Source organism: Microbispora sp. H13382 (assembly GCF_014161445.1).
GTDB lineage: Bacteria > Actinomycetota > Actinomycetes > Streptosporangiales > Streptosporangiaceae > Microbispora.
Window position 1 is genome coordinate 775,415 of the sequence record NZ_JABBXA010000002.1, and the last position, 23,024, is coordinate 798,438.

Below are 23,024 nucleotides of genomic sequence, written 5' to 3' on the forward strand. Positions count from 1 at the left end.
AACCACGGCCCCTCGAGTCTCGCTGTCTTGGCTGTCTTGGGTCTCGCTGTCTTCGGCATTCCGGCGGGTCGGTGCCGGGTGGGAGCCGCGTGGGGGCGGGGCGGCGCGGCTCAGCGCGGCCGGTGTGCGCCCCTCCGGCAGGTGCTCGTCTCCCGTCCCGGCGAACTCGTTCCTCGTACGGCCCGGCCGTCGAACCCGGGCCGCCGGCCGCCGTCTTCGCACGCCCGTCCGGGACGTACGGCGGGTTAGGGCAGGAGCTTCTTGCCGGTCGCGGCGGCCAGGTCGGTCACCGCGCGTGTGCCCGTCGCCTTGGTGAGGGCGGCCGGTGCGGTGATGTCGCCGTTCTGCCGGGCCGCGGCCGCCTTGGGGTACTCGCGCGGCTGCATCCGCGGTACGTGCCGGCCGTCCGCCGCGTCGGGCCGCACGACCGGAGCGGTCCCCTGCGCGCCGTCGTGCCGTTGCCGCCTGTCCTTGGCGCCCTTCTTGCGCTCGCCCTCCGGCAGGGAGGCGTTGCGCGTGCCGGCCACCGGCCGGCCGGTCTGACCCGCCTGGTTCGCGGCCTGCGCCGGCGGTACGAGCCCTGGCTTGTGGGGATGGTGTGCCTTGCGGTGGCGGCGGTCCCGCGCCGGGAAGGTCTGCGTGCTCTGCTCCTGGCCCGAGGCGGCGCTCTGCGAACTGTTGCTGGTGGAGACGCCCTCGGGCGCCGGAGCGCCCTGCGTGCCCTGGTTCTGCGCTCCTGGCTTCTGCGCTCCCGGCTTACGTGCCTCCGGCCTGTGCGGCGAGGTGTTCTGCGCACCCGGGTTCTGCGCCCCCTGGTTCTGCGCCCCCTGGTTCTGCGCCCCCGGGTTCTGCGGCAGCGTGCCGCGGGCCGAGTCGCCGCGGGACGCGGCGCCCGCCGGGTCGCCCTCCGGCTTCGGATGCCGGTGGCCCTTCTTCGGATGCCCCTGCGTGACGGGGTGCTCCCGCTCGTGGGCGGCCGGCGCGGTCCGCAGCGCCTGGGGCGCGCAGGCGTTCGCGGCGCTCGGCCTGGCCGGTGCGACGGCGAGGAGGGGCACGGTGCTCCTGGCCGGGAACAGGGTCTTGGCGTCCGCAGCGGGGACGGCAGGCGCGGCCTTGGCCGCCGCGGGGGCCGCGCCGGTCATCGCACCCGGCAGCATACGGGGACCCGGCACGGCCGGCAGGGTACGAGGGCCGGGCACGGCCGGCAGCGCCGCCGGGACGGGCCGCGTGGTCGTCGCGGGACCGGTAGGCAGGGAGTTGCGCCCCTGACCGGCGGCCGCTCCGGCAGCGTCGGCGATGCTCAGCACGCCGGCCGCCGGAGCGAGGGAGGTCAGCCCGCCCGTGACGTCACGGCCTGGGACGTCGCGGCCAGTGACGTCGCGGCTTTGAGTCCGGCAGGCGTCGGCCAGCGCGCCGTCCTTCGCCATCGCCGCGCCCCCGGTCAGCCAGCTCACTCCGGCCGTGACCGCCGCAAGCGCGACGCACCGCCCTCGAATACTTCGTGATGTCCTGGACATCCACGTCCCCCTGATCGCGTACGGTAGTCCGACGAACGCCGAACGTAGCAGCGAGGGAGAAGGGCGGGGCGCGCTTGCCCCAATGGTGGGGAAGACCTTACCGAACGGGCCGGATCGTCAGCGTGTCTCCTGCCTCGTCGAAGTCGACGATTACCTCGTCGCCGTCCCGGATGGTCCCCGACAGCAGCTCCTTGGCGAGCCGGTCGCCGATCGCCGACTGGATCAGACGGCGCAGCGGACGCGCACCGTACAACGGGTCGTAGCCGGTCAGCGCGAGCCAGTCGCGGGCCGCGGGCGTGACGGTCAGCGTGAGCCGCCGGTCGGACAGGCGCCGGGCGAGCCGGGTGACCTGCAGGTCCACGATCTGCGACAGCTCCTCGGTGCCCAGCGCGTCGAACACGATGATGTCGTCGAGCCGGTTGAGGAACTCGGGCTTGAACGAGGCCCGCACCGCGTTCATCACGGCGTCGCGCTTGGCATGGTTCTCCATCGTGGGATCCACGAGGAACTGCGAGCCGATGTTCGAGGTGAGAATCAGGATCGTGTTGCGGAAGTCGACCGTCCGGCCCTGCCCGTCGGTGAGCCGGCCGTCGTCGAGCACCTGGAGCAGGATGTCGAAGACCTCCGGGTGGGCCTTCTCGATCTCGTCGAGCAGCACCACGGTGTAGGGCCTGCGCCGCACGGCCTCGGTGAGCTGGCCGCCCTCCTCGTAGCCGACGTATCCGGGCGGCGCGCCGACCAGGCGGGCCACGCTGTGCTTCTCGCCGTACTCGCTCATGTCGATGCGGGTCATGGCCCGCTCGTCGTCGAACAGGAACTCGGCGAGCGCCTTGGCCAGCTCGGTCTTGCCGACGCCGGTGGGGCCGAGGAACAGGAACGAGCCGGTCGGCCGGTCGGGGTCGGAGATGCCGGCCCGGGCCCGCCGTACGGCGTCGGAGACGGCCTGGACCGCCTCGCTCTGGCCGATCAGGCGCCTGCCCAGCTCGTCCTCCATCCGCAGCAGCTTGGCGGTCTCGCCCTCCAGCAGCCGTCCCGCGGGAATGCCGGTCCACGAGGAGATGACCTCGGCGATGTCGTCGGGGCCGACCTCCTCCTTCACCATGGGCTCGGCCTCGGCCTCCGCCGTCTCGGCGGCCTTGGTGGCCTCCGCGAGCTCCTTCTCCAGGCGCGGGACGTCGCCGTACATGAGCCGGGACGCGGCCTCGAAGTCGCCGTCGCGCTGGGCCCGCTCGGCCGCGCCGCGCGCCTCGTCGAGCTGCTTCTTCAGCTCGCCGACCTTGTTGAGACCGGCCTTCTCCCGCTCCCACCGGCTGACCAGGGCGTTGAGGTCCTCCTGCCGGTTGGCCAGTTCCTCGCGGAGCTTCTCCAGGCGCTGGCGACTGGCCTCGTCGGTCTCCTTGGCGAGCGCGAGCTCCTCCATCTTGAGGCGGTCCACGCTCCGCTGGAGCTGGTCGATCTCCACCGGCCGAGAGTCGATCTCCATGCGCAGCCGCGACATCGACTCGTCCACCAGGTCGATCGCCTTGTCGGGGAGGAACCGCGCCGTGATGTACCGGTCGGAGAGCGTGGCGGCGGCGACCAGGGCGCTGTCGGAGATCTGCACCTGGTGGTGCGCCTCGTAGCGGCCCTTTAGCCCGCGCAGGATCGCGATCGTGTCCTCGACCGTCGGCTCGCCCACGTAGACCTGCTGGAACCGCCGCTCCAGGGCCGGGTCCTTCTCGATGCGCTCGCGGTACTCGTCGAGCGTGGTGGCGCCGATCATGCGCAACTCGCCGCGGGCCAGCATGGGCTTGAGCATGTTGCCGGCGTCCATCGCGCCCTCGGCGGCGCCCGCGCCGACCATCGTGTGCAGCTCGTCGATGAACGTCACGACCTGGCCGTTGCTCTCCTTGATCTCGTTGAGCACGGCCTTGAGGCGTTCCTCGAACTCGCCGCGATACTTCGCGCCCGCGACCATCGCGCCGAGGTCGAGCGCGACCAGGCGCTTGTTGCGCAGGCTCTCGGGCACGTCGCCGGCGACGATCCGCTGGGCGAGGCCCTCGACCACGGCGGTCTTGCCGACACCGGGCTCGCCGATCAGCACGGGGTTGTTCTTGGTGCGGCGCGACAGCACCTGGATGACCCGGCGGATCTCGCTGTCGCGGCCGATCACCGGGTCGAGCTTGCCGGACCGCGCCCGCTCGGTGAGGTCGACGCCGTACTTCTCCAGCGCCTGGAAGGTGTCTTCGGGGGTCTCGCTGGTCACCCTGGCGTGCCCGCGGACCTTCTCGAACGCCTCGAGCAGCGCGTCGGGGGTGGCGCCCGTGGCCTTCAGCAGATCGGCGACCGGCCCGCCGTCGGTGGCGAGCCCGACCAGCAGGTGCTCGGTCGAGACGTACTCGTCCTCGAGTTGCTTGGCCCGCTGGGCGGCTGTGTTGATCACGCTGTGCAGCTGACGGGAGCTGGACGGCGCGCTCACGGTGGAGCCCTGCGCCTTGGGCAGCCGGTCGAGCAGCTCCTCCGCCTGGGTGCGCAGCCGCCGGGGGTCCGCCCCCACGGCCTGCAGCAGCGACCCGGCGATGCCGCCGTTCTGCGCCAGCAGGGTTGTCAGCAGGTGGGCGGGCGCGACCTCGGGGTTGCCGTCCGCCGCGGCGCGCCGGACGGCCGCGGACAGGGCCTCCTGGCTCTTCTGCGTGAACTTGTAGTCCATATGTGAATGCCTCGATTCGCCGGTCAGGCAGGTGGCAGTTCGTAGCGGACCAGTGCCCGCAACATCGTGAGCTCACCCCTGAGCCGGGTGACCTCCTCGCGCAGGCGCATGTTCTCGGTTTCGAGTTCGAGGATGCGCTTGATGCCGGCGAGGTTGATGCCGTGCTCCTGGGAGAGCCGCTGGACCTCGCGCAGGAGCACGATGTCCCTTGTCGAGTACAGCCGCCCCCGCCCGGCCGTACGACCGGGGCTGACGAGCCCGAGCCGGTCGTACTGGCGGAGCGTCTGCGGGTGCAGCCCGGACAGCTGGGCGGCTACGGAGATCACATAAACAGGTGTGTCGTCGGAGATGTCGAAAAACCTGGCATCCATCGGCTCACTCGCTTCTGGCCTGCTTGATGAGCTCTTCGCGAAGGTCCGGGCCCTCCGTGGCGTTCCTGAACTCCTCGAGGGCCGCGCGAGCCTTGTCGTCGAGGTTCTGGGGCACCGCGACCTGCACGGTGACCAGCAGGTCGCCCTTCGTGCCGTCCTTGCGGGAGGCCCCCCTGCCGCGCACGCGGAACGTCCGCCCGTTGGGCGTCCCCTCGGGAATGCGCAGGGTCACCGGCATCCCCCGGAGGGTCGGCACCTTGATCTCGGCGCCGAGCGCGGCCTCGGGGAAGGTGACGGGGACCGTGACGGTCAGGTTCTCCCCGCTGCGCCCGAACACGGGGTGCGGCTTGACGTGGACCAGCACGTAGAGGTCGCCGGCCGGGCCGCCGTTCTCACCGGGCGCGCCCTTGCCCTTGATCCTGATGCGCTGGCCGTCGCCGACCCCGGCCGGGATGCGGGCCTGAATCGTACGGGTGCTCTTGCCGCGCCCGCTGCCGTCGCAGACGGGGCAGGGGTCGTCGACGACCAGGCCCCGGCCGCGGCAGTCGCGGCACGGCTCGGAGAAGGCGAAGTTGCCGAGGTTGCGGCTGGCCGCCCCGGTTCCCTCGCAGGTCGGGCAGACCCGTGGCGTGGTGCCCGCCTTCGCCCCCGTGCCGCCACAGGCGGTGCAGGCGGCCGAACTGGTGAGCCGGAGTGACACGGTCGTGCCGTCGACCGCCTCGCCGAAGGCGAGCGTCACCTCCGATTCGACGTCCTGGCCGCGCCGGGGCCGGGCATTGGTCGTGCGCGTGCCCGTGCCCGCGCCGCCCCGGTTGAACAGCCCCCCGAACAGGTCCCCGATCCGCTCGCCCGACCCCGAGCCGCCGAACAGGTCGCCGAGGTCGAAGTTGAAGCCGCCCCCGGCACCGCGCGGTCCGCCCGCCCCCGCGAAGCCGCCCACACCCGATCCGAACAGGGTGCGCGCCTCGTCGTACTCCTTACGCCGCTTGACGTCGGACAGCACGTCGTACGCCTCGGAGACCGCCTTGAACTTCTCCTCGGCCTCCTTGTTCCCCGGGTTGGCGTCGGGGTGGTACTGCCGGGCGAGCTTGCGGTACGCCTTCTTGATCTCCTCGGCGCTCGCGGTCTTGGGCACACCAAGGACGGCGTAGTAGTCCTTTTCCAAGTAGTCCTTGGTGCTCATCTATCGCTTCCTTCGCACGAAAGGGGGAGTCAATCAGTGGTCCCGCGGGCGATCCCGCGGCTGTCGTCGCGGGTGCCCTCGCGGGTCTCTCCCGATCTTCGCCGATCGGGAGAGACCTCCGCGGTTTCAGTTCTCGTCCGGCCCGCCGGACTCACCGGAGCCGGCCGCCGTCTCCTCCGGCGCCGCCTCCTCGCTCGGCTCGGCGACGGCCACGCGGGCGGCCCGCAGGATCCGGTCGTTGACCCGGTAGCCCGGCTGGAGGATCTCGACGCACGTCGGCTCGCTCACCTCCGCCGAGTAGCTGTGCATCAGCGCCTCGTGCACGGTGGGGTCGAAGGGGTCGCCCTTCGCGCCGTACGCGGTCAGGCCCAGCTTGCCGAGGGTCGCCTCCAGCGACTCGCTCACCTTCGCGAAGCCACCGGTCAGCTCGCCGTGGTCGCGTGCGCGACCGATGTCGTCAAGCACCGGCAGCAGTTCGGTGAGCACGTTCGCGACGGCCTGCTCCTTGACGGCGACCCGGTCGCGATCGACCCGCTTGCGGTAGTTGCTGTACTCCGCCTGGAGCCGCTGGAGGTCGGCGGTGCGCTCGGCGAGCAGGTCCCTGGCGGACCCCTCGGCGGGCGCCGTCGCCGTCTCCGCGCCGTGGTCCGCCGGGGGTGCCTCGGTGGCGTCCCCGGCGGAGTCACGGGCCTTGCCGGTCTCCGGGTCGATCTTGCGGTTGTCGCGGATCACCGGCTCCTCCTGGGCGCCGTTCTCACGCGGGCTCACTTGCGGCCGCCCTCCCGCTCGTCGTCGACGATCTCCGCCTCGACCACGTCCTCGTCGGCCTTCGCCTGCGCGCCCTCCGGGCCCGCGCCCGCGCCCGCCGCGGCGCCGGCCTGCGACTGGGCGTAGATCGCCGAGCCCATCTTCTGGCTGACGGTCGCGAGCTTCTCGGCGGCGGTGCGGATGGCGGGGACGTCGGTGCCCTCCAGCGCCTTCTTCAGCTCGGCGAGCGAGTCGTTGACCTCGGTCTTCACGTCGGCCGGGACCTTCTCGTCGTTCTCGCGGAGGAACTTCTCCGTCTGGTAGGCCAGCGCGTCCGCGTTGTTGCGGACCTCGGCCTCCTCGCGGCGGTTCTTGTCCTCCTCGGCGTAGGACTCCGCCTCGCGCATCATGCGCTCGATGTCGTCCTTGCCCAGAGCCGAGCCGCCGGTGATGGTCATCGACTGCTCCTTGCCCGTGCCGAGGTCCTTCGCCGAGACGTTCACGATGCCGTTGGCGTCGATGTCGAAGGTGACCTCGATCTGCGGGATGCCGCGCGGGGCCGGGGCGATGCCGGTCAGCTCGAAGGTGGCCAGCTTCTTGTTGTACGCCGCGATCTCACGCTCGCCCTGGTAGACCTGGATCTGCACCGACGGCTGGTTGTCCTCGGCCGTGGTGAAGACCTCCGAGCGCTTGGTCGGGATCGTCGTGTTGCGCTCGATGATCTTGGTGAAGATCCCGCCCTTGGTCTCGATGCCGAGGCTCAGCGGGGTGACGTCGAGCAGCAGGACGTCCTTGACCTCGCCCTTGAGGACGCCGGCCTGGAGCGCGGCGCCGATGGCGACGACCTCGTCCGGGTTCACGCCCTTGTTGGGCTCCTTGCCGCCGGTCAGCTCCTTGACCAGCTCGGACACGGCCGGCATACGGGTGGAGCCGCCGACCATGACCACGTGGGCGATGTCGGCGACCTTGATCCCCGCGTCCTTGATGACCTGGTTGAAGGGGCCCTTGCAGCGCTCGAGCAGGTCGGCGGTGATCCGCTGGAACTCCGCCCGGGTGAGCTTCTCCTCCAGGTGCAGCGGGCCCTCCGAGGAGGCGGTGATGTAGGGCAGGTTGATCGTGGTCTCGGTCTGGGCCGACAGCTCGATCTTGGCCTTCTCGGCCGCCTCGCGCAGGCGCTGGAGGGCCATCTTGTCCTTGGACAGGTCCACGCCGTGCGCGTTCTTGAAGCGGGTCACCAGTTCGTCGACGACCCTCTGGTCCCAGTCGTCGCCGCCCAGGTGGTTGTCACCGCTGGTGGCCTTGACCTCGACGAACCCGTGCCCGTCCTCCTGGCCGACGTCGAGCAGGGACACGTCGAAGGTGCCGCCGCCGAGGTCGAAGACCAGGATGGTCTGGTCCTTCTCCTTGTCCAGGCCGTAGGCCAGGGCCGCGGAGGTGGGCTCGTTGATGATGCGCAACACGTTGAGGCCCGCGATCTGGCCGGCCTCCTTGGTGGCCTGCCGCTGGGCGTCGTTGAAGTACGCCGGGACGGTGATCACCGCGTCGGTGATCTTCTCGCCCAGGTACGCCTCCGCGTCCTGCTTGAGCTTCTGCAGGACGAACGCGCTGATCTGCTGGGGCGTGAACTTCTTGCCGTCGATCTCGATCGACCAGTTCGTGCCCATGTGGCGCTTGACCGAGCGGATGGTCCTGTCGACGTTCGTCACCGCCTGCCGCTTGGCGACCTCGCCGACGAGAACCTCCCCGTTCTTCGCGAACGCGACCACGGACGGCGTGGTCCGCGAGCCCTGGGCGTTCGCGATGACCGTGGGCTCGCCGCCCTCGAGGATCGAGACGACGGAGTTGGTCGTCCCCAGGTCGATACCTACCGCACGTGCCATGAGTACGTCCTTGTAGTCAAAGTTGAGTCGGTCAGACTCAAATACTGGGCCCCCGGTCGGGGTTCTGTCAAACAGCTTGAGTCTATGAGGCTCAACCCTGGGACGCGCGGATTTCTTCCCATCATCGCGAACGCAGCGCGAGGCGTCCGCGCTGCTTCGCGGCAGGCGGCGCTCAGGTTGCCCGTCGCCCGGCCTAGTTGGCGCCGTCCACGACCTTCCGGCCGTCGAGGGGTGCCTTGAGCTGCACCTTCGTGGTCTTGAGTATCGCGATCGCGATGCACATGGCGTCGGGCGAGCGCCGGTCCTGCCCCTCGTACAGCGTCACGGTGACCTCGCGCGCCGTCTCGGTCACCTCGACGTGGTCGAGCACGTTGCAGGGCTCCACGCCCGACCACCACACCACGTCGAGGGACCGGCCGTCGGCGGCGGGAGTGGCGCTCTCCCACGGCACCTTGCGCGGGTTCAGGGTGGGCCCGGCCGGGGTCACGGGAGAGGGGGTGCCGCTCGGGGCGCCGGACGGCGAGGCGGGTGCGGGCGAGCCGTGGCCGGCCTCGGCACCGGTGGGGGAACCGTCCGGCTGTTCGGGTGAGGCCGAGGTGGAGGAGGTCCCCCCGCAGGCGACCGCCAGGAACAGGAGGGCCACGAGCCAGAGCTTTCTCATGCCCCTTACACGGTTGTAAAGAGCCTCCGGTTCACCCGCCGTCATCGCCCCGGGCATCGCCCGAGGCGCCCTCACAACGCGTCCCGGCGGCGCGTCAGCACGCGGGTGACGCTCCCGTCGTCTTCGGCGATGTCCCGGACGTGCTCGAAGCCGATCCTGTCCAGCACGGCCAGCGAGGCGGTGTTCGGCGCCGCCACGGTGGCGTACACCTCGGCGAGCCCCAGGACGTCGAAGCCGTAGGCGACGATCGCCCCGGCCAGCTCTCTCCCCAGGCCCGATCCCCACGTGTCGGGGGCCAGCGCGTAGATGATCTCGTAGCCTTCCGCCACGTCCGTCGGCTTGATCTCGGCGTGCCCGGCGAAGCGGCCGTTCCGGCGAACGGCCCAGACGTCGAACGACTCCTGGGCATAGACCTTTGTGAAGATCCGTCCGAACAGGGCGCGGTACTCCGCCTCGGCGGCGGGGCCGTCGCCCATCCACTGCGAAACCCTCCGGTCCTGGAACAGGGTGACGAAGTCTTCCTCGTCTTCGGGGGTGTACGGCTCCAGCAGCAGGCGCTCGGTACGCAGAGTCGGGGTCATAGGCCGCGAAGTTACCCATGTGCTGCTCTTCCGGACAATTCACTTTCGCCAGTGGCAGGGAATGCGGTCCTCAACCGGCCGCCATTGACGCGCCGTCCCCCCGGGGGCTAATTTCAACGCATGATGAATTTATCGGATCCCGCGATCGCCGTACGGGATCTGCGGGTGTCCAGGGGCGGGGTGGAGGTCCTGCACGGCCTCACCTTCGAAGTGCCCCGGGGGCAGGTCACCGGCCTGCTCGGGCCGAGTGGCTGCGGCAAGACGACGCTCATGCGGGCGATCGTGGGCGTCCAGATCGTCGGCGGCGGCGAGGTACGCGTGCTCGGCGAGCCGGCCGGAAGCGCGGGCCTGCGGCGCAGGATCGGCTACTCCACCCAGAGCCCGGCCGTCTACCGGGACCTGACCGTGCTGGAGAACCTGCGCTACTTCGCGGCCGTGCTCGGCGCCCCGAAGGACGACCCCGAGCGGGTCCTGACGGAGGTCGGGCTCGCCGGCGCCGCCCACCAGCTCGGGTCCACGCTCTCGGGCGGCCAGCTGGGCCGGGCCGGGCTCGCCGTCGCGCTGCTCGGCCGTCCGCAACTGCTCGTGCTCGACGAGCCGACGGTCGGGCTCGACCCCGTGCTGAGGCAGGAGCTGTGGACGCTCTTCCACCGCCTGGCCGGGGGCGGCACCACGATCCTGGTCTCCAGCCATGTCATGGACGAGGCCGCGCGGTGCGAGCGGCTGATCGTGCTGCGCCAGGGGGAGATCCTCGCCGACGACACCCCCGGCGGACTGCGCGCGCACACGCGAACGACGGACCTGGAGGAGGCGTTCCTGCGCCTGATCGAGGAGAGGGCGGCGGCATGAACGTCGCGATCACCCTCGCCACGGCACGGCGGATCACGACCCAGCTCCGCCATGACAGGCGCACGGTCGCGCTGATGGTGCTCGTGCCGACGCTGGTGATGATCCTGCTCTACTACGTGATGGACGACGAGCGGGCGTTCGGCCGCTGGGCGCCGATCCTGCTGTGCGTCTTCCCCTTCCTGGTGATGTTCCTCATCACCTCGATAGCCACCCTGCGCGAGCGCACGTCGGGCACGCTGGAGCGGCTCATGGCGATGCCGCTCGGCCGGCTCGACCTCCTCCTCGGGTACGGCCTCGCGTTCGGGCTGGCGGCGTGCGCCCAGGTGGCGCTGGCGCTGGCCGTCTCCCTCACCTGGCTGGGCCTGGACCTGCCGGGCGCGCTGTGGCCGCTGGTGCTCGTCGCGCTGCTCAACGCCCTGCTCGGCACCGCGCTCGGCCTGCTGTGCAGCGCGTTCGCCCGTACGGAGTTCCAGGCCGTGCAGTTCATGCCGATCGTCATGCTCCCCCAGATCCTGCTCGGGGGGATCCTCGTGCCGCGCGGGCAGATGGCGACCGTGCTCGAATGGATCTCCAACGTGCTGCCCATGTCGTACGCGATCGAGGCGATGGCGCACGCGGTCGCGGACGCCGATCCGGGCGGCGAGTTCTGGCGCGACGTCCTGGTGGTGGCGGGGTCGGCCGTGCTCGCCCTCCTGCTCGGCGCCGCCACGCTGCGACGCCGGACCCCCTGAGCGCGGGCCGGAGGTCGGCGGCCGGCGAGTTCGGCTCCGTCCCGCGAGGTCGGTAAGCTGCGTGGAGATCCCGGCGAAGCCCAGAAGAGGTGCAGGAATGATCGCGATTCTCGGGACCGGAAAGATGGGCGAGGCCCTGCTCTCCGGGCTGGTACGCGCCGGTCTGCGACCCGAGGAGATCGTGGCGACGGCCCGCAGGCCCGAGCGGGCCGATGCGCTGCGCGAGCGGTACGGCGTGCGGGTCGCGGGCAACGCCGAGGCCGCCAAGCTGGCCGAGACGCTGATCCTCGCGGTCAAGCCGCAGGACATGGACGCGCTGCTGACCGAGATCGCCCCGCACGTGGCCGCCGACCGGCTGGTGATCTCGGTGGCCGCCGGCATCACGACCGCGTTCGTGGAGGAGAGGCTCGGCGACGGCGTCGCGGTCGTGCGGGTCATGTCCAACACGCCCGTCCTGGTGGACGAGGCCATGAGCGTCATCTCGGCCGGGGCCCACGCCTCCGAGGAGCACCTCAAGCGCACCGAGGCGCTGCTCAGCCCGGTGGGCAAGGTGCTGCGCATCCCCGAGAAGCAGCAGGACGCGGCCACCGCGCTGTCCGGCAGCGGCCCGGCGTACTTCTTCTACCTGGTCGAGGCCATGGTCGACGCCGGGATCCTGCTGGGCATGCCGCGCGCCGCCGCTCTCGACATGGTCACCCAGTCGATCGTCGGTGCCGCGATCATGCTGCGCGACTCCGGGGAGCACCCGGTGATCCTGCGCGAGGCCGTGACCTCGCCCGGAGGCACCACGATCGCCGCCATCGCCGAACTGGAGCGCCACAAGGTGCGGGCCGCGTTCCTCGACGCGATCGAGGCCGCCTGCGAGCGCAGCCGCCGTCTCGCCGCCGGCTGACATACCGGATTTCGCGCCGGACCGGCATCTCCGGGACGGATGTTGACCATCGCTTTACGATTGGCCGGTGATGTCCCGTGGCGGGATCATCCCGCTTCTCGCCGTCCTGCTCGCCGCCGGGTGCTCGTCGCCGGAACCCCGGAGAACCCAGGTGGCGACGGTCACCAGGACCACCGTCAGCGAGGTCGTCGAGGCCCCGGCGACGGTGGGCGCGCGTGCGACGGCCACTCTGACCGCCCCCGCTCCGGGCACGGTCGCCCGCCTGTACGTCCAGGACGGCGACACGGTGAAGAAGGGCCAGATCCTCGCCAGGATCAGCTCTCCCCAGGCCAGGCAGCAGCTTTCCGCCGCCCGGAAGGCCGACCGGCAGGCCGCCCGTCCGGTCTCCTTCGGCGGCGCGGGCGGCGCTCCGGCGAGCGTACGGCTGCCGCGCCTGCGACTGCCGGCCTCGCTCGACGCCCACGTCTCCCAGTCCTTCGCCCGGGCGAGGAAGGCCGCCAGGTCGATCGGCGACCGCACGACCCGGGCCCGGCTGCTGGCCGCCATCGACGCCGCCGAGCAGCGTCAGCGAGCCCAGCGCCGGGCGCTGGGTGAGGTGCTCGACGGGCTCACCCGATCGATCGACCAGAGCCTGTCGCAGGTGAGCGGCCAGGTCAGCGCGGGGATGAGCGGGCTGAGCGCGTCGATGGCGTCGCTGCGGGCGGCGTCGAGGTCCCAGACCAGGGCGGCCGTGCGCGCGGCCGAGCAGACCGTGGACGCCCTGGTCGTCAGGGCCCCCTTCGGCGGGGTGGTCACGCTCGGTGGCGCGTCCTCCGCCGGGAGCGCGGCCGGCCTCGGCGCGCTGGTCTCGCAACTGCCGGCCGGGCTGGCGGGCCAGGCGGGAGCCGCGGCGGCCGCTCCCGCGGGCCGTTCCGGCGGGACGATCGCCACCGGCGTCCCGGTGGCCGCCGGAGACCCGATCGCCACGGTGACCGACGTGTCCGTGCTCACGTTGTCCGCCGACGTCGACGAGACCGACGTGCTGCTGGTCCGCGAGGGCACGCGGGCCGAGGCCGAGTTCGACGCGGTGACCGGCGCGACGTACACCGCCACCGTGACGGGCGTCGGGGTCACGCCCAAGGAGGGCGCGACGGGCGGCGTCAGCTATCCCGTACGGCTGCGCCTGGGCCGGGGCTCCTACGACGACGGCGGCGCGGCCCCCGCGCCCAAGCCGGGGATGAGCGCGGTCGTGCGGCTGGCCGTACGCCGGTCGGAGAACGCCACGGCCGTGCCCGCGTCGGCGATCGTGACGAGCGGCCGGGAGACGATCGTGTGGGCGGTGCGCGGCGGCAGGGCGGAACGGCGGGTCGTACGGCTGGGCGCGCAGGGCGACGCGGTCGTGGAGATCCTGAGCGGGGTGTCTCCGGGCGAGCAGGTGGTGGTCAGGGGCGCCGACGCCGTACGCCCCGGCCAGTCCCTGTCGTGAGCCGCGACGACGGCGCGGGAGCGCCGGCGTTCGAGGCGATCGGCCTCACCCGCTCCTACCGGCTGGACGGAGGAGTGCTGGTCGACGCGCTGCGCGGAGTGGACCTGCGCATCGGGCAGGGGGAGTTCGCGGCGATCGTGGGCCCGTCGGGGTCGGGCAAGTCGACACTCATGCACCTGCTCGGCTGCCTCGACCGGCCGACCTCGGGCACGTTGCGGGTGGACGGAGTCGACGTGGCGACGCTCGACGACGCCGGGCTGGCCGGCCTGCGCAACCGCACGATCGGCTTCGTGTTCCAGTCCTTCCACCTGCTGGCCCGCACGTCCGCCCTCGACAACGTGGCGCTGCCGCTGGTCTACCGGGGCGTGCCCAGGGCCGAGCGCAGGGAGCGGGCCCGGGCGGCGCTGGAGGCGGTCGGGCTCGGTCACCGGCTCACGCACCGGCCGTCCCAGATGTCCGGTGGCGAGCAGCAGCGGGTGGCGCTCGCCCGCGCGCTGGTGGGCGACCCGCGGGTGGTGCTCGCCGACGAGCCGACCGGCAACCTCGACACCCGCAACGGCGAGGAGGTGATGGGCCTGCTCGAACGGCTCAACGAGGGCGGCGTGGCCGTCGTCCTCGTCACCCACGACGCCGAGGTCGCCGCCCGGGCCCGCCGTCAGATCCGCGTACGGGACGGCAGGGTGGAGATGGACACAGCGGAGGCGGACACAGCGGAGGAGGCGGACGCGTGAGAACCGCCGAGGCGCTGCGGATGGCGGTGGAGGCGCTGCGGGTCAACCGGCTGCGCAGCATGCTGACCATGCTCGGCGTGATCATCGGCGTGCTCTCGGTCGTGATCCTCGTCGCCGTCGGCACCGGGGCAAAGAACGCCGTCGAAAGCGAGATCGCGGGGCTGGGCAGCAACATCATCCTCGTGGTCCCCGGACAGGTGGGGCTGGGCGCGGCCCCCACCCAGAGCCGTCTCGACCTGGCGGACGTCGCGTACGTGCGGCGCGTGGTCGGCGACCCGTCCAAGGTGACAGTGGCGGTGAACTCCGGCGAGCCGGTCCGGGTGGGGCGCGTGGAGGTGTTCGCCACGCTCACCGGGACCGACGAGAACATGCCGCACGTGTTCGACCGCCCACTGCGCCGGGGCCGCTACCTCACCGAGACCGACGTGGACACGCGGCGGCGGGTGGCGATCCTCGGCGCGGAGGTCGCGGCCAAGCTGTTCGGCGACGTCGACCCGATCGGCCGCCAGGTCACGATCGCCGGGGTGCGGTTCCGGGTGATCGGCGTCTACGAGACCGTCGGGTCGACGTTCGGGGTGGCGCGGGACCAGGAGGTGCACCTGCCGGTCACCACCGCCCAGCGGCTGATCGGACTGCCGAGGATCAACGGCATCGCCGTCGGCGCCTCCGGCCCGGACGAGATCGAACCGCTGCGGCAGCGGGTCGTGGCCGCCCTGGACGCCCGCTACCCGGGCGAGAAGTTCTCGGCCGTCACGCAGACGCAGCTTCTCGGCACGATCGGCACGGTCCTCGGCATGCTGACCGGCGTGCTGGCGGCCATCGCGGGGATCTCTCTGCTGGTCGGCGGCGTCGGCGTGTCCAACATCATGCTGGTCAGCGTCAGAGAGCGGACCAAGGAGATCGGCCTGCGCAAGGCGCTCGGCGCCCGCGGCCGCGACATCCTCGGTCAGTTCCTGATCGAGGCCGTGCTGCTGACCACGATCGGCGGCGTGATCGGCATCCTGACCGGCGTCGGCGGAGCGCTGCTGATCCGGACGGTCTCGCCGGTGCCCGCGTCGATCACCTGGTGGTCGATCGCGCTCGCCTTCGGGGTCTCCGCGGCCGTGGGCGTCTTCTTCGGCGTGGCCCCCGCCCGGCGCGCGGCCAGGCTCGACCCCGTCGTCGCCCTCCGCGCCGACTGATGCCGGCTGATGCCGAATGATGCCGGCTGACACGGACTGGCGTCGTCACGGCCCGCGACGCCCGTATCGACGTCCGCGACCAGCCGTGCGGTAGCGTCGCGGCATGAGTCAGGCGGTGCGGGTGGTTTGGGACGACGCTCTGGTTTCCTATGATTTCGGGCCCGGCCATCCGCTCGCGCCCGTACGCGTCGAGCTCACCATGGCACTCGCCCGCGACCTGGGCGTGCTCGACGCCGCGGAGATGACCCGCTGCGTTCCCGCGACCGAGGACGAGATCGCGCTGGTGCACAACCGGGACTACATCGAGGCGGTCAAGAACGTCTCCAAGGACGGCCGCCCGGACCTGCGCTACGGGCTCGGCACCGAGGACAATCCCGCCTTCGTGGGCGTCCACGAGGCCTCCGCCCTGGTCACGGGGGCGACGCTGGCCGCCGCCAGGGCGGTGTGGACGGGTGAGGCCGAGCACGCGGTCAACGTCGCAGGCGGGCTGCACCACGCCATGCCCGGCGCCGCCAGCGGCTTCTGCGTCTACAACGACCCGGCCGTCGCCATCGCGTGGCTGCTGTCGCAGGGCGCGACCAGGATCGCGTACGTGGACGTGGACGTGCACCACGGCGACGGCGTGCAGACGGCGTTCTACGACGACCCGAGGGTGCTCACGATCAGCCTGCACGAGAGCCCGCGCACGCTGTTCCCCGGCACCGGCTTCCCCCAGGAGACCGGCGCGGAGGGCACGGCGGTCAACGTCGCGCTGCCGGCCGGGTGCGGCGACGCCGGGTGGCTGCGCGCCTTCCACGCGGTGGTCCCGCCGCTGCTGCGGCATTTCCAGCCGCAGATCCTGGTCACCCAGCAGGGCTGCGACAGCCACGCCCTCGACCCGCTGGCCCACCTGATGCTCAGCCTCGACGGGCAGCGCACGGCGTACGCCGCGCTGCACCGGCTGGCCCACGAGACCGCCGGGGGCCGGTGGATCGCGGTGGGCGGCGGGGGATACGAGCTGGTCCAGGTCGTGCCGCGGGCGTGGACCCACCTGATCGCCGAGGCGGTGGGACGCCCCGTCGATCCGTCGACCGAGACCCCGGCGACCTGGCGGACCTTCGTGCGGGAGCGCACCGGGGAGATCCCGCCGCTGCGGATGACGGACGGACGGCATCCGCAATGGCGTGACATTTCGGAGGGGTACGATCCAGCCGACGCCGTCGACCGGGCCGTCATCGCGACCAGGAAGGCGGTGTTCCCCTTCCACGGGCTGGACCCCATGCCGTAGCCGTGGCGCCGGAATCACGCCGAGTCGAGGAGCGCTGTACCTGTCGTGACCCTTCCACCCTCCCGAGCCGAACTGCGCGAACACCTCGTCAGGACCGCCATCGCCGGTGACGTGGCGACCAGCCGCGAGAACAACCTCGATCACTACCGGTCGCTCGCGCTGCGCGACCCGCACTACCTCTTCGGGCTCAGCTTCGAGGGCGAGTGGTCCTATCACGAGGTGCTCGCGCTGATGGCCGAGAAGGCAGGGGTGGTCGCGGATCCCGGGCACCGCGAGGGCCCCGACACCATCGACCCCGAGCGGACCATCGACGCCGTCGAGGAGATGGGCGAGCGGATCGCGAAGGTGCTGCGGCGCGCCTCGCCCCGGATCGTGCTCGCCACCGGTCACCCGACCGGTCTGCTCACCATCCACCTCGCGCTGGCGCGGTTCCTCGCGGAGAACGGGGCGACCCTGCTCTTCCCGGCCGAGGGGTGGACGCACATCGGCGGCCTGGGCCGCCGCAGGCGGATCCGCTACCTGGACGGCGTGGCGATGCTGGAGGACCGGGGCACGTTCGTCCACACCCATGAGGCGGTGCCGATGGAGGCGATGCTGGCCGAGGAGCGGCCCGACTTCGTGATCGCCGATCACGGCTGGGCCGGGGCCGCGGGCGAGGCCGGGGTCGAGACCGTGGGTTTCGCCGACAGCAACGACCCGGCGCTGTTCGTGGGCGAGGCCGAGGGGAAGATCGCGGTCACCGTTCCCCTGGACGACAACGTGCTACCCCGCTTCTACGCTCCGTTGACGGCGTACCTGCTCGCCCGGGTCGCCCGCAGCCTCTGACTCCCCTTCCGGACCTCCCAAACCGGGCATTTCGCGCCCGCTTTTGCGCCTCTGTGCCGACCGTTTGCCAACTTTTTTCTGTGCCTGGGCGACTCTAATGGGAGAGAAGTTGGTCCGTTCCAAGGTTGAGGCGAGGGGCACGGTCCGGCTGCTGCCAGCGACTTTCCCGGTTTTGACGGCATACGGCTCTGATGGCTGATGAAATGAGGGGTTTGCCTAGTCGGAGTCCGGACTTACGCTGACGGCAGTACACGTGCGTGAGCAATGGCACCAGTGGGGATAACCCGGAAACACGTGCGGAAGAGGCGTCCGATGGGTGCAGGCGAAAGACCTCTCAGCGAGGTGAAGTTCTTGACGGTGGCCGAGGTGGCGACCGTCATGCGGGTGTCCAAGATGACCGTGTACCGGCTTGTGCACTCCGGTGAGTTACCGGCCATCCGTGTCGGCCGGTCCTTCAGGGTGCCCGAGCAGGCGGTCCACGACTACTTGCGGGACGCGTTCATCGAAGCAGGGTGAACCGCCCGGGAGGCCGCGCTTGACGGTGGCGTGGCCGACTCCCGGCCGATGCGGGGTCCCCCGGGGGAGCGATCTACCACGGATCGCCGGTAGTCTGTTGAGCCGGTGTGCGCTCGCGCGCCGGTTGGACAGTCACACCTTCACCTGGGGGTCCCGTGGGCTCTGTGATCAAGAAGCGCCGCAAGCGCATGGCCAAGAAGAAGCACCGCAAGCTGCTGAAGAAGACCCGTATCCAGCGGCGTAACAAGAAGTAGCCGAGACGGAGCGCGCACCGGTCCTCAGGGACCGGGCGACCGTGAACACGCACACCCCCGGCGAGGCCTCGATGACTCGTACTGTGCTGGTCACCGGCGTCTCCGGTCACGTCGGCGCTCGTGTGGCGATCGCGCTCGCGGCCGACCCGGAGATCGACCGGGTCATCGGCGTGGACACGGCACCGCCGCCATCCCCTGCCGGGGAGGACGGCGCGGTGCTCGGCCGCACCGAGTTCGTCCGGGTCGCGTTGCGCAGTCCCGACCTGGTCAAGGTCATCAGGGACGCCGACGTCGACACCGTCGTGCACCTCAGCCTGGTCAGCGGCCCCGGCGGCGGCCGGGCCGGTGACACCGGCGGCCGGCCGGCCATGAAGGAGCACAACGTCATCGGGACGATGCAGCTGCTCGCGGCGTGTCAGCGCTCCGCCACGGTGCGCCGGGTGGTCGTGCGGTCCACCACGGCCGTGTACGGCTCCTCGCCGCACGCTCCGGCCGTGTTCACCGAGGACACCATGCCGGTCGAGGTGTCCCATCACGGCTACGCCAGGGACGCCACAGAGGTGGAGACGTACGTGCGGGGCTTCGCCCGGCGCCGGCCCGACGTGACGACGACCACGCTGCGGTTCGCCAACCTCATGGGACCGGGCGTCGACTCGCCGCTGACGCGGTACTTCTCCCAGCCCGTGCTGCCGACCGTGCTCGGGTTCGACCCCCGGCTGCAGTTCGTCCACGAGGACGACGCGGTCGAGGTGCTGTGCCGTACGGCGCGGGCCGACCACGCCGGTGTGTTCAACGTCTCGGGCGACGGCGTTCTGCTGCTGTCGCAGTGCGCGCGGCGCACGGGCCGGCCGGTGGTCCCGATGCCGTCTCCCGCCTTCCGCCTCGTCAGCGGGGTCGCCAGGGGCGCACGGCTGGTGGACTTCTCGCCCGAGCAGCTGTCGCTCATGAGCCACGGCCGCGCGGTGGACACCACCAGGCTCGCCGCCGAGCTCGGCTGGCGGCCGAAGTACAGCACCGCGGCGGCGTTCGACGACTTCCTCCGCTCCCGCGGCGGCCCCGGCGAGCTGCCGCGCGCCGTGGTCGACTGGCTGGCCGATCTCCTGACGGGACGCTGATGGACGACTTCCGGGACCGGCACACGGCGGAGGGCGCGGCCGGAGGCACGGCCGACGGGCGGCTCGCCGAGCTGTTCGCCTTCCTGCGGCGCAGGATCACCGGCGAGTACGAGGTCGACGAGTTCGGCTACGACCCCGAGCTCAACGAGAGGGTGCTGCTGGAGGCGTTGCGCCCGCTCTACCGGCACTGGTTCAGGACCGAGGCCCTCGGCCTGGGCAACGTGCCGGCCGACAGCGGCGCGCTGATCGTGGCCAACCATTCCGGCACGTTGCCCGTGGACGCGCTGATGCTGCAGGTCGCGATGCACGACGAGCTGGGCAGGCCGCTGCGTCTGCTCGGCGCCCACCTGGTCTACCAGCTGCCCGTGCTCGGGCACCTGGCCCGCAAGTCCGGGCACACGCTCGCGTGCCCCGAGGACGCCGACCGGCTGCTGCGCAAGGGCGAGGTCGTCGGCGTCTTCCCCGAGGGATTCAAGGGCATCGGCAAGCCGTTCTCCGAGCGCTACCGGCTCCAGCGGTTCGGCCGGGGCGGGTTCGTCGCGTCGGCGATCAGGGCCGGGGTGCCGATCGTGCCGTGTGCCATCGTGGGGGCGGAGGAGATCTACCCCAAGATCGGTGACCTCCCGTCGCTCGCCCGGCTGCTCGGCCTGCCGTACCTGCCGATCACGCCGCTGTTCCCCTGGCTCGGGCCGCTCGGCCTGCTTCCGCTGCCGTCGAAGTGGCTGATCGAGTTCGGCGAGCCGATCCGGACCGACGAGTACGCCCCGGAGGAGGCCGACGACCCCATGCTGGTCTTCGACCTGACCGACCACGTCCGGGAGATCATGCAGGGGCAGCTCGACGCCCTGCGGCTGCGCCGGGGACCGGCGTTCCCCCCGATGGTGATGTGACAACAGAGGCTCCTGCCGCTTCGGCAAGGGCGTCTGACATCGCATAGGGACCGGGTCTAACAAAGCGACCTACTGGTCGGTATGGTGTGCTCACCCTCATCCCCGGAGGAGCACCATGAACAAGGGGCGGAAGGCCGCCCTCGCCGGGCTCGCCCTCGGCCTGGCGATCGGCACCGCGCGACGCGTCCAGACCAGACGGGCGAAGGCCGCACAGGCTCCGGACGGCGCGTCCGCGCGCCGGACGACGGTCACGACCGACGACGGGGTACGTCTGGCCGTCGAGATCGACGACCATCCCGATCCCCGGTGCGCCGTCGTCTTCGCGCACGGCTGGCTGATGAACCGGCACTGCTGGCAGCTCCAGCGCGAGGCCCTGGCGGGCCTGGGCACGCTCGTCTTCTACGACCAGCGCGGGCACGGCGACTCCTCGGCCGGGGCGCTGGAGACGTACACGATCGACCGGCTGGGCGACGACCTGGCCGCCGTCATCGAGGCCGCCGTGCCGGAGGGGCTGCCCGTCGTCCTCGTCGGCCACTCGATGGGCGGCATGACGATCATGGCGCTCGCGGGCCGGCATCCCGGCCTGACCGAGTCGCGGGTGGTGGGCGCGGCGCTGCTCAGCACCTCGTCCGGCGGGCTCGACACCAGCACCTTCGGTCTCCCGGGGCCGTTCGGGCGGCTGGCTCCCCGCGTCGCGACATCGGTGTTCGAGAACATGATGGCCCGTGCCGCGGTCATCGACGCGCGTCCCCGGTTGAAGGGCTGGACGAACCTGCCGGTGACCCGATACGTCGCCTTCGGCAGGGGAGCGAGCCGCCGGCACATCCGAGTGGTGAACGCGATGGCCACGGCGACGCCCACGGAGGTCATGGTCGGGTTCTTCCGGGACTTCCGGGTGCACGACAAGCACGCCGCGCTGAAGGCGCTGGAGACCGTGAAGACGCTCGTCATGGTGGGCGAGCGGGACCGGCTCACTCCGCTCGCCCACAGCCGCAGGATCGCCGAGGCGCTGCCGGGCGCCCGGTTCGTCCGCATCCCCGGCACCGGGCACATGATCGGCTACGAACGCCCCGAGCTGGTGAACCGGGAGCTGACCGCCCTGATCATGCGGGCCGTGGCGGACCGGCCCGTGGCCTGACCACCGCTCACGGCCGCCCTGAGGGGCGTGGGAGGATCCCCGCGGGGCACGCCGGGCGCGTGGTCAGACGACGGAGCGGTAGTGGCGGCGCAGCGCGATGCCGGCGGCGACGCCGCCCGCGATGGCCCCCGCGGTCGCGGCGATCGGCAGGCCGATCATCGTCGCCTTCCGGCCCGTGCGGAAGTCGCGGATGTCCCAGCCGTTCTCCCTGGCGTGCTCGCGCAGTTCGCTGTCCGGGTTGATCGCGTGCGCATGCCCTACCAGGGAGAGCATGGGCAGGTCGTTGGCCGAGTCGCTGTAGGCCGAGCAGCGCGCGAGGTCGAGACCCTCACGGCGCGCCAGCGCCCGGACGGCCTCGGCCTTGGCCGGGCCGTGCAGCAGGTCGCCCACGAGCCTGCCGGTGTAGGCGCCGTCGGCGGTCTCGGCGACGGTGCCGAGCGCGCCGGTGAGCCCGAGCCGCTGCGCGATGACCCGGGCCAGCTCGACCGGTGTGGCGGTGACCAGCCACACGCGCTGCCCGGCGTCGAGGTGCGCCTGGGCCAGCGCGCGGGTGCCCTGCCACACGCGGTCGGCCATCACGTCGTCGTAGATCTCCTCGCCCAGCCGGACGACCTCGTCCACCTTCAGCCCGGCGACGAAGGCGAGGGCCATCTCCTTGGCCTTCGCGATGTGCTCGGGGTTCTCGTTGCCCCGTACGCGAAACCACGCCTGCCCGAGCGCGAACTTCATGAGGTCACGGCTGGTGAACAGGCCGCGCGCCGCCAGTCCCCGGGCGAAGTGGTAGATCGAGGCGCCGCGCATCATCGTGTTGTCCACGTCGAAGAACGCCGCAGCCGTGAGGTCGGGGACGACCTCGGGGGCGGACACCGCCGCGGCGGCCGCCACCTCACCGGCGATTTCCGCCGCTTCCCGCCGTCGCAATAGCCGCCTCATGGCTCATCAGCTTAACCGCCGGACGGTGCCGGGAACGGGACCAGGGTGTGAGCGGGACATGACGTGTCAACGTCCGGAACCCGTGAACGAGTCGATATAACTCAGATACTGGTTCGCTTTATCGCGATTTTCCTGGTCGAGCTTCGGCAGCAGCGGCTCCACCAGATTGTGCTGTTCACGGGCGAACTTACGGGCATCGCCGGAGGTCTGTCCCCGCCGGGCCACGCGGCTGAGCGCGGCCCTGGTGGTCGTCTCCATGTCGTCGAGAGTCTGCGCGATCAGGCGGCGGCTGTCGGGGGCGGACGTGCCCACCAGCGAGGCGGTCTCGGCCGCCCGCTGCCGTGCCGCCACCATCTCCCGTTTCGCCAGCTCCTCCTCGCTGTACGCGAGGTCGAGCACCGTCGACTCCGCCAGCCTCTTCAGCGGGTACAGCACCTCGCCGGGCACCGAGTGGTAGGTCCGCACACCGGTGCCGAACATCCCCGCCAGCAGCACGCAGAACACCAGCAGGGGGCGCAGCCGTACGAGCGCGGACCGGCGGGGCCGCGGCCGCGGGGGCCCGGCGGCGGGCGGCGCCGCGTGCCTGCCCGCGGCGCGCTCGGCGGCGT

General features: G+C 71.6%; 23 protein-coding genes. 13 read left to right on the forward strand and 10 right to left on the reverse strand.

Annotated features, from left to right (window positions below; all coding sequences use genetic code 11):
- Positions 1-245: 245 nt before the first annotated feature.
- The 8 genes from HHX41_RS07550 to HHX41_RS07585 all read right to left on the reverse strand — a co-directional run bounded on the left by HHX41_RS07550 (position 246) and on the right by HHX41_RS07585 (position 9,629).
- Positions 246-1,517, reverse strand: coding sequence for a hypothetical protein (locus HHX41_RS07550; protein WP_182905312.1), 1,272 nt, complete (start codon positions 1,515-1,517; stop codon positions 246-248).
- A 97-nt stretch (positions 1,518-1,614) separates the two neighbouring features.
- A complete protein-coding gene (clpB, locus tag HHX41_RS07555) occupies positions 1,615-4,206 on the reverse strand; it encodes an ATP-dependent chaperone ClpB (RefSeq protein ID WP_169980898.1) in 2,592 nt (863 codons plus the stop codon).
- Between the two features lie 23 nt (positions 4,207-4,229).
- A complete protein-coding gene (locus tag HHX41_RS07560) occupies positions 4,230-4,577 on the reverse strand; it encodes a heat shock protein transcriptional repressor HspR (RefSeq protein WP_142563365.1) in 348 nt (115 codons plus the stop codon).
- Between the two features lie 4 nt (positions 4,578-4,581).
- A complete protein-coding gene (gene dnaJ, locus HHX41_RS07565) occupies positions 4,582-5,760 on the reverse strand; it encodes a molecular chaperone DnaJ (protein WP_169980900.1) in 1,179 nt (392 codons plus the stop codon).
- Between the two features lie 126 nt (positions 5,761-5,886).
- Positions 5,887-6,528 carry a nucleotide exchange factor GrpE gene (grpE, locus tag HHX41_RS07570; RefSeq protein ID WP_182905313.1) on the reverse strand — a complete coding sequence of 214 codons (642 nt, stop codon included), beginning with the start codon at positions 6,526-6,528 and terminating at the stop codon, positions 5,887-5,889.
- On the reverse strand, positions 6,525-8,387 hold the full coding sequence (dnaK, locus tag HHX41_RS07575; protein ID WP_182905314.1) for a molecular chaperone DnaK: 1,863 nt from the start codon (positions 8,385-8,387) through the stop codon (positions 6,525-6,527). The genes grpE and dnaK overlap by 4 nt, the downstream gene beginning before the upstream one ends.
- 193 nt (positions 8,388-8,580) lie before the next feature.
- Positions 8,581-9,048 (reverse strand): hypothetical protein, encoded by a 468-nt coding sequence (locus HHX41_RS07580; RefSeq protein ID WP_182905315.1) that lies wholly within the window; start codon positions 9,046-9,048, stop codon positions 8,581-8,583.
- A 71-nt stretch (positions 9,049-9,119) separates the two neighbouring features.
- Positions 9,120-9,629, reverse strand: coding sequence for a GNAT family N-acetyltransferase (locus HHX41_RS07585; RefSeq protein WP_182905316.1), 510 nt, complete (start codon positions 9,627-9,629; stop codon positions 9,120-9,122).
- Between the two features lie 120 nt (positions 9,630-9,749).
- On the opposite strand from HHX41_RS07585, the gene HHX41_RS07590 reads away from it, so the two are divergent.
- The 13 genes from HHX41_RS07590 to HHX41_RS07650 all read left to right on the forward strand — a co-directional run bounded on the left by HHX41_RS07590 (position 9,750) and on the right by HHX41_RS07650 (position 21,483).
- Complete coding sequence (locus tag HHX41_RS07590; RefSeq protein WP_249349805.1) at positions 9,750-10,478, forward strand: ABC transporter ATP-binding protein; 729 nt, start codon at positions 9,750-9,752, stop codon at positions 10,476-10,478.
- Positions 10,475-11,209 carry an ABC transporter permease gene (locus HHX41_RS07595; RefSeq protein ID WP_169980909.1) on the forward strand — a complete coding sequence of 245 codons (735 nt, stop codon included), beginning with the start codon at positions 10,475-10,477 and terminating at the stop codon, positions 11,207-11,209. Before HHX41_RS07590 ends, HHX41_RS07595 begins: the two co-directional genes overlap by 4 nt.
- A gap of 97 nt (positions 11,210-11,306) precedes the next feature.
- Positions 11,307-12,101, forward strand: coding sequence for a pyrroline-5-carboxylate reductase (gene proC / locus HHX41_RS07600; RefSeq protein ID WP_169980911.1), 795 nt, complete (start codon positions 11,307-11,309; stop codon positions 12,099-12,101).
- A gap of 70 nt (positions 12,102-12,171) precedes the next feature.
- A complete protein-coding gene (locus HHX41_RS07605; RefSeq protein WP_259400777.1) occupies positions 12,172-13,566 on the forward strand; it encodes an efflux RND transporter periplasmic adaptor subunit in 1,395 nt (464 codons plus the stop codon).
- The gene (locus tag HHX41_RS07610) at positions 13,563-14,297 is read left to right on the forward strand and encodes an ABC transporter ATP-binding protein (RefSeq protein ID WP_182905318.1); all 735 of its coding nucleotides are present in this window, start codon (positions 13,563-13,565) and stop codon (positions 14,295-14,297) included. The genes HHX41_RS07605 and HHX41_RS07610 overlap by 4 nt, the downstream gene beginning before the upstream one ends.
- Complete coding sequence (locus HHX41_RS07615; protein WP_169980917.1) at positions 14,294-15,478, forward strand: ABC transporter permease; 1,185 nt, start codon at positions 14,294-14,296, stop codon at positions 15,476-15,478. Before HHX41_RS07610 ends, HHX41_RS07615 begins: the two co-directional genes overlap by 4 nt.
- A 103-nt stretch (positions 15,479-15,581) precedes the next feature.
- Complete coding sequence (locus HHX41_RS07620; RefSeq protein ID WP_182905319.1) at positions 15,582-16,745, forward strand: acetoin utilization protein AcuC; 1,164 nt, start codon at positions 15,582-15,584, stop codon at positions 16,743-16,745.
- Positions 16,746-16,790: 45 nt separating this feature from the next.
- Positions 16,791-17,570 carry a phosphatase gene (locus HHX41_RS07625; protein WP_169980921.1) on the forward strand — a complete coding sequence of 260 codons (780 nt, stop codon included), beginning with the start codon at positions 16,791-16,793 and terminating at the stop codon, positions 17,568-17,570.
- 312 nt (positions 17,571-17,882) lie between these two features.
- The gene (locus HHX41_RS07630) at positions 17,883-18,086 is read left to right on the forward strand and encodes a helix-turn-helix domain-containing protein (RefSeq protein ID WP_030456159.1); all 204 of its coding nucleotides are present in this window, start codon (positions 17,883-17,885) and stop codon (positions 18,084-18,086) included.
- A gap of 155 nt (positions 18,087-18,241) precedes the next feature.
- Positions 18,242-18,340: a 30S ribosomal protein bS22 gene (locus tag HHX41_RS07635; protein WP_018654693.1), complete on the forward strand. Its 99-nt coding sequence runs from the start codon at positions 18,242-18,244 to the stop codon at positions 18,338-18,340.
- Positions 18,341-18,411: 71 nt separating this feature from the next.
- Positions 18,412-19,455 (forward strand): NAD-dependent epimerase/dehydratase family protein, encoded by a 1,044-nt coding sequence (locus tag HHX41_RS07640; protein WP_182905320.1) that lies wholly within the window; start codon positions 18,412-18,414, stop codon positions 19,453-19,455.
- Positions 19,455-20,345: a lysophospholipid acyltransferase family protein gene (locus HHX41_RS07645; RefSeq protein WP_182905321.1), complete on the forward strand. Its 891-nt coding sequence runs from the start codon at positions 19,455-19,457 to the stop codon at positions 20,343-20,345. Before HHX41_RS07640 ends, HHX41_RS07645 begins: the two co-directional genes overlap by 1 nt.
- Before the next feature lie 115 nt (positions 20,346-20,460).
- Positions 20,461-21,483 (forward strand): alpha/beta fold hydrolase, encoded by a 1,023-nt coding sequence (locus HHX41_RS07650; RefSeq protein ID WP_169980927.1) that lies wholly within the window; start codon positions 20,461-20,463, stop codon positions 21,481-21,483.
- A gap of 63 nt (positions 21,484-21,546) precedes the next feature.
- On the opposite strand, the gene HHX41_RS07655 is transcribed toward HHX41_RS07650, so the two are convergent.
- Both HHX41_RS07655 and HHX41_RS07660 read right to left on the reverse strand, forming a co-directional pair.
- Positions 21,547-22,416, reverse strand: a complete 870-nt coding sequence (locus HHX41_RS07655; RefSeq protein ID WP_169980930.1) for an HAD family phosphatase — start codon at positions 22,414-22,416, stop codon at positions 21,547-21,549.
- Positions 22,417-22,482: 66 nt separating this feature from the next.
- Positions 22,483-23,024 (reverse strand): DUF5667 domain-containing protein (locus HHX41_RS07660; protein ID WP_182905322.1); only part of this gene is annotated, 542 nt, incomplete at its 5' end.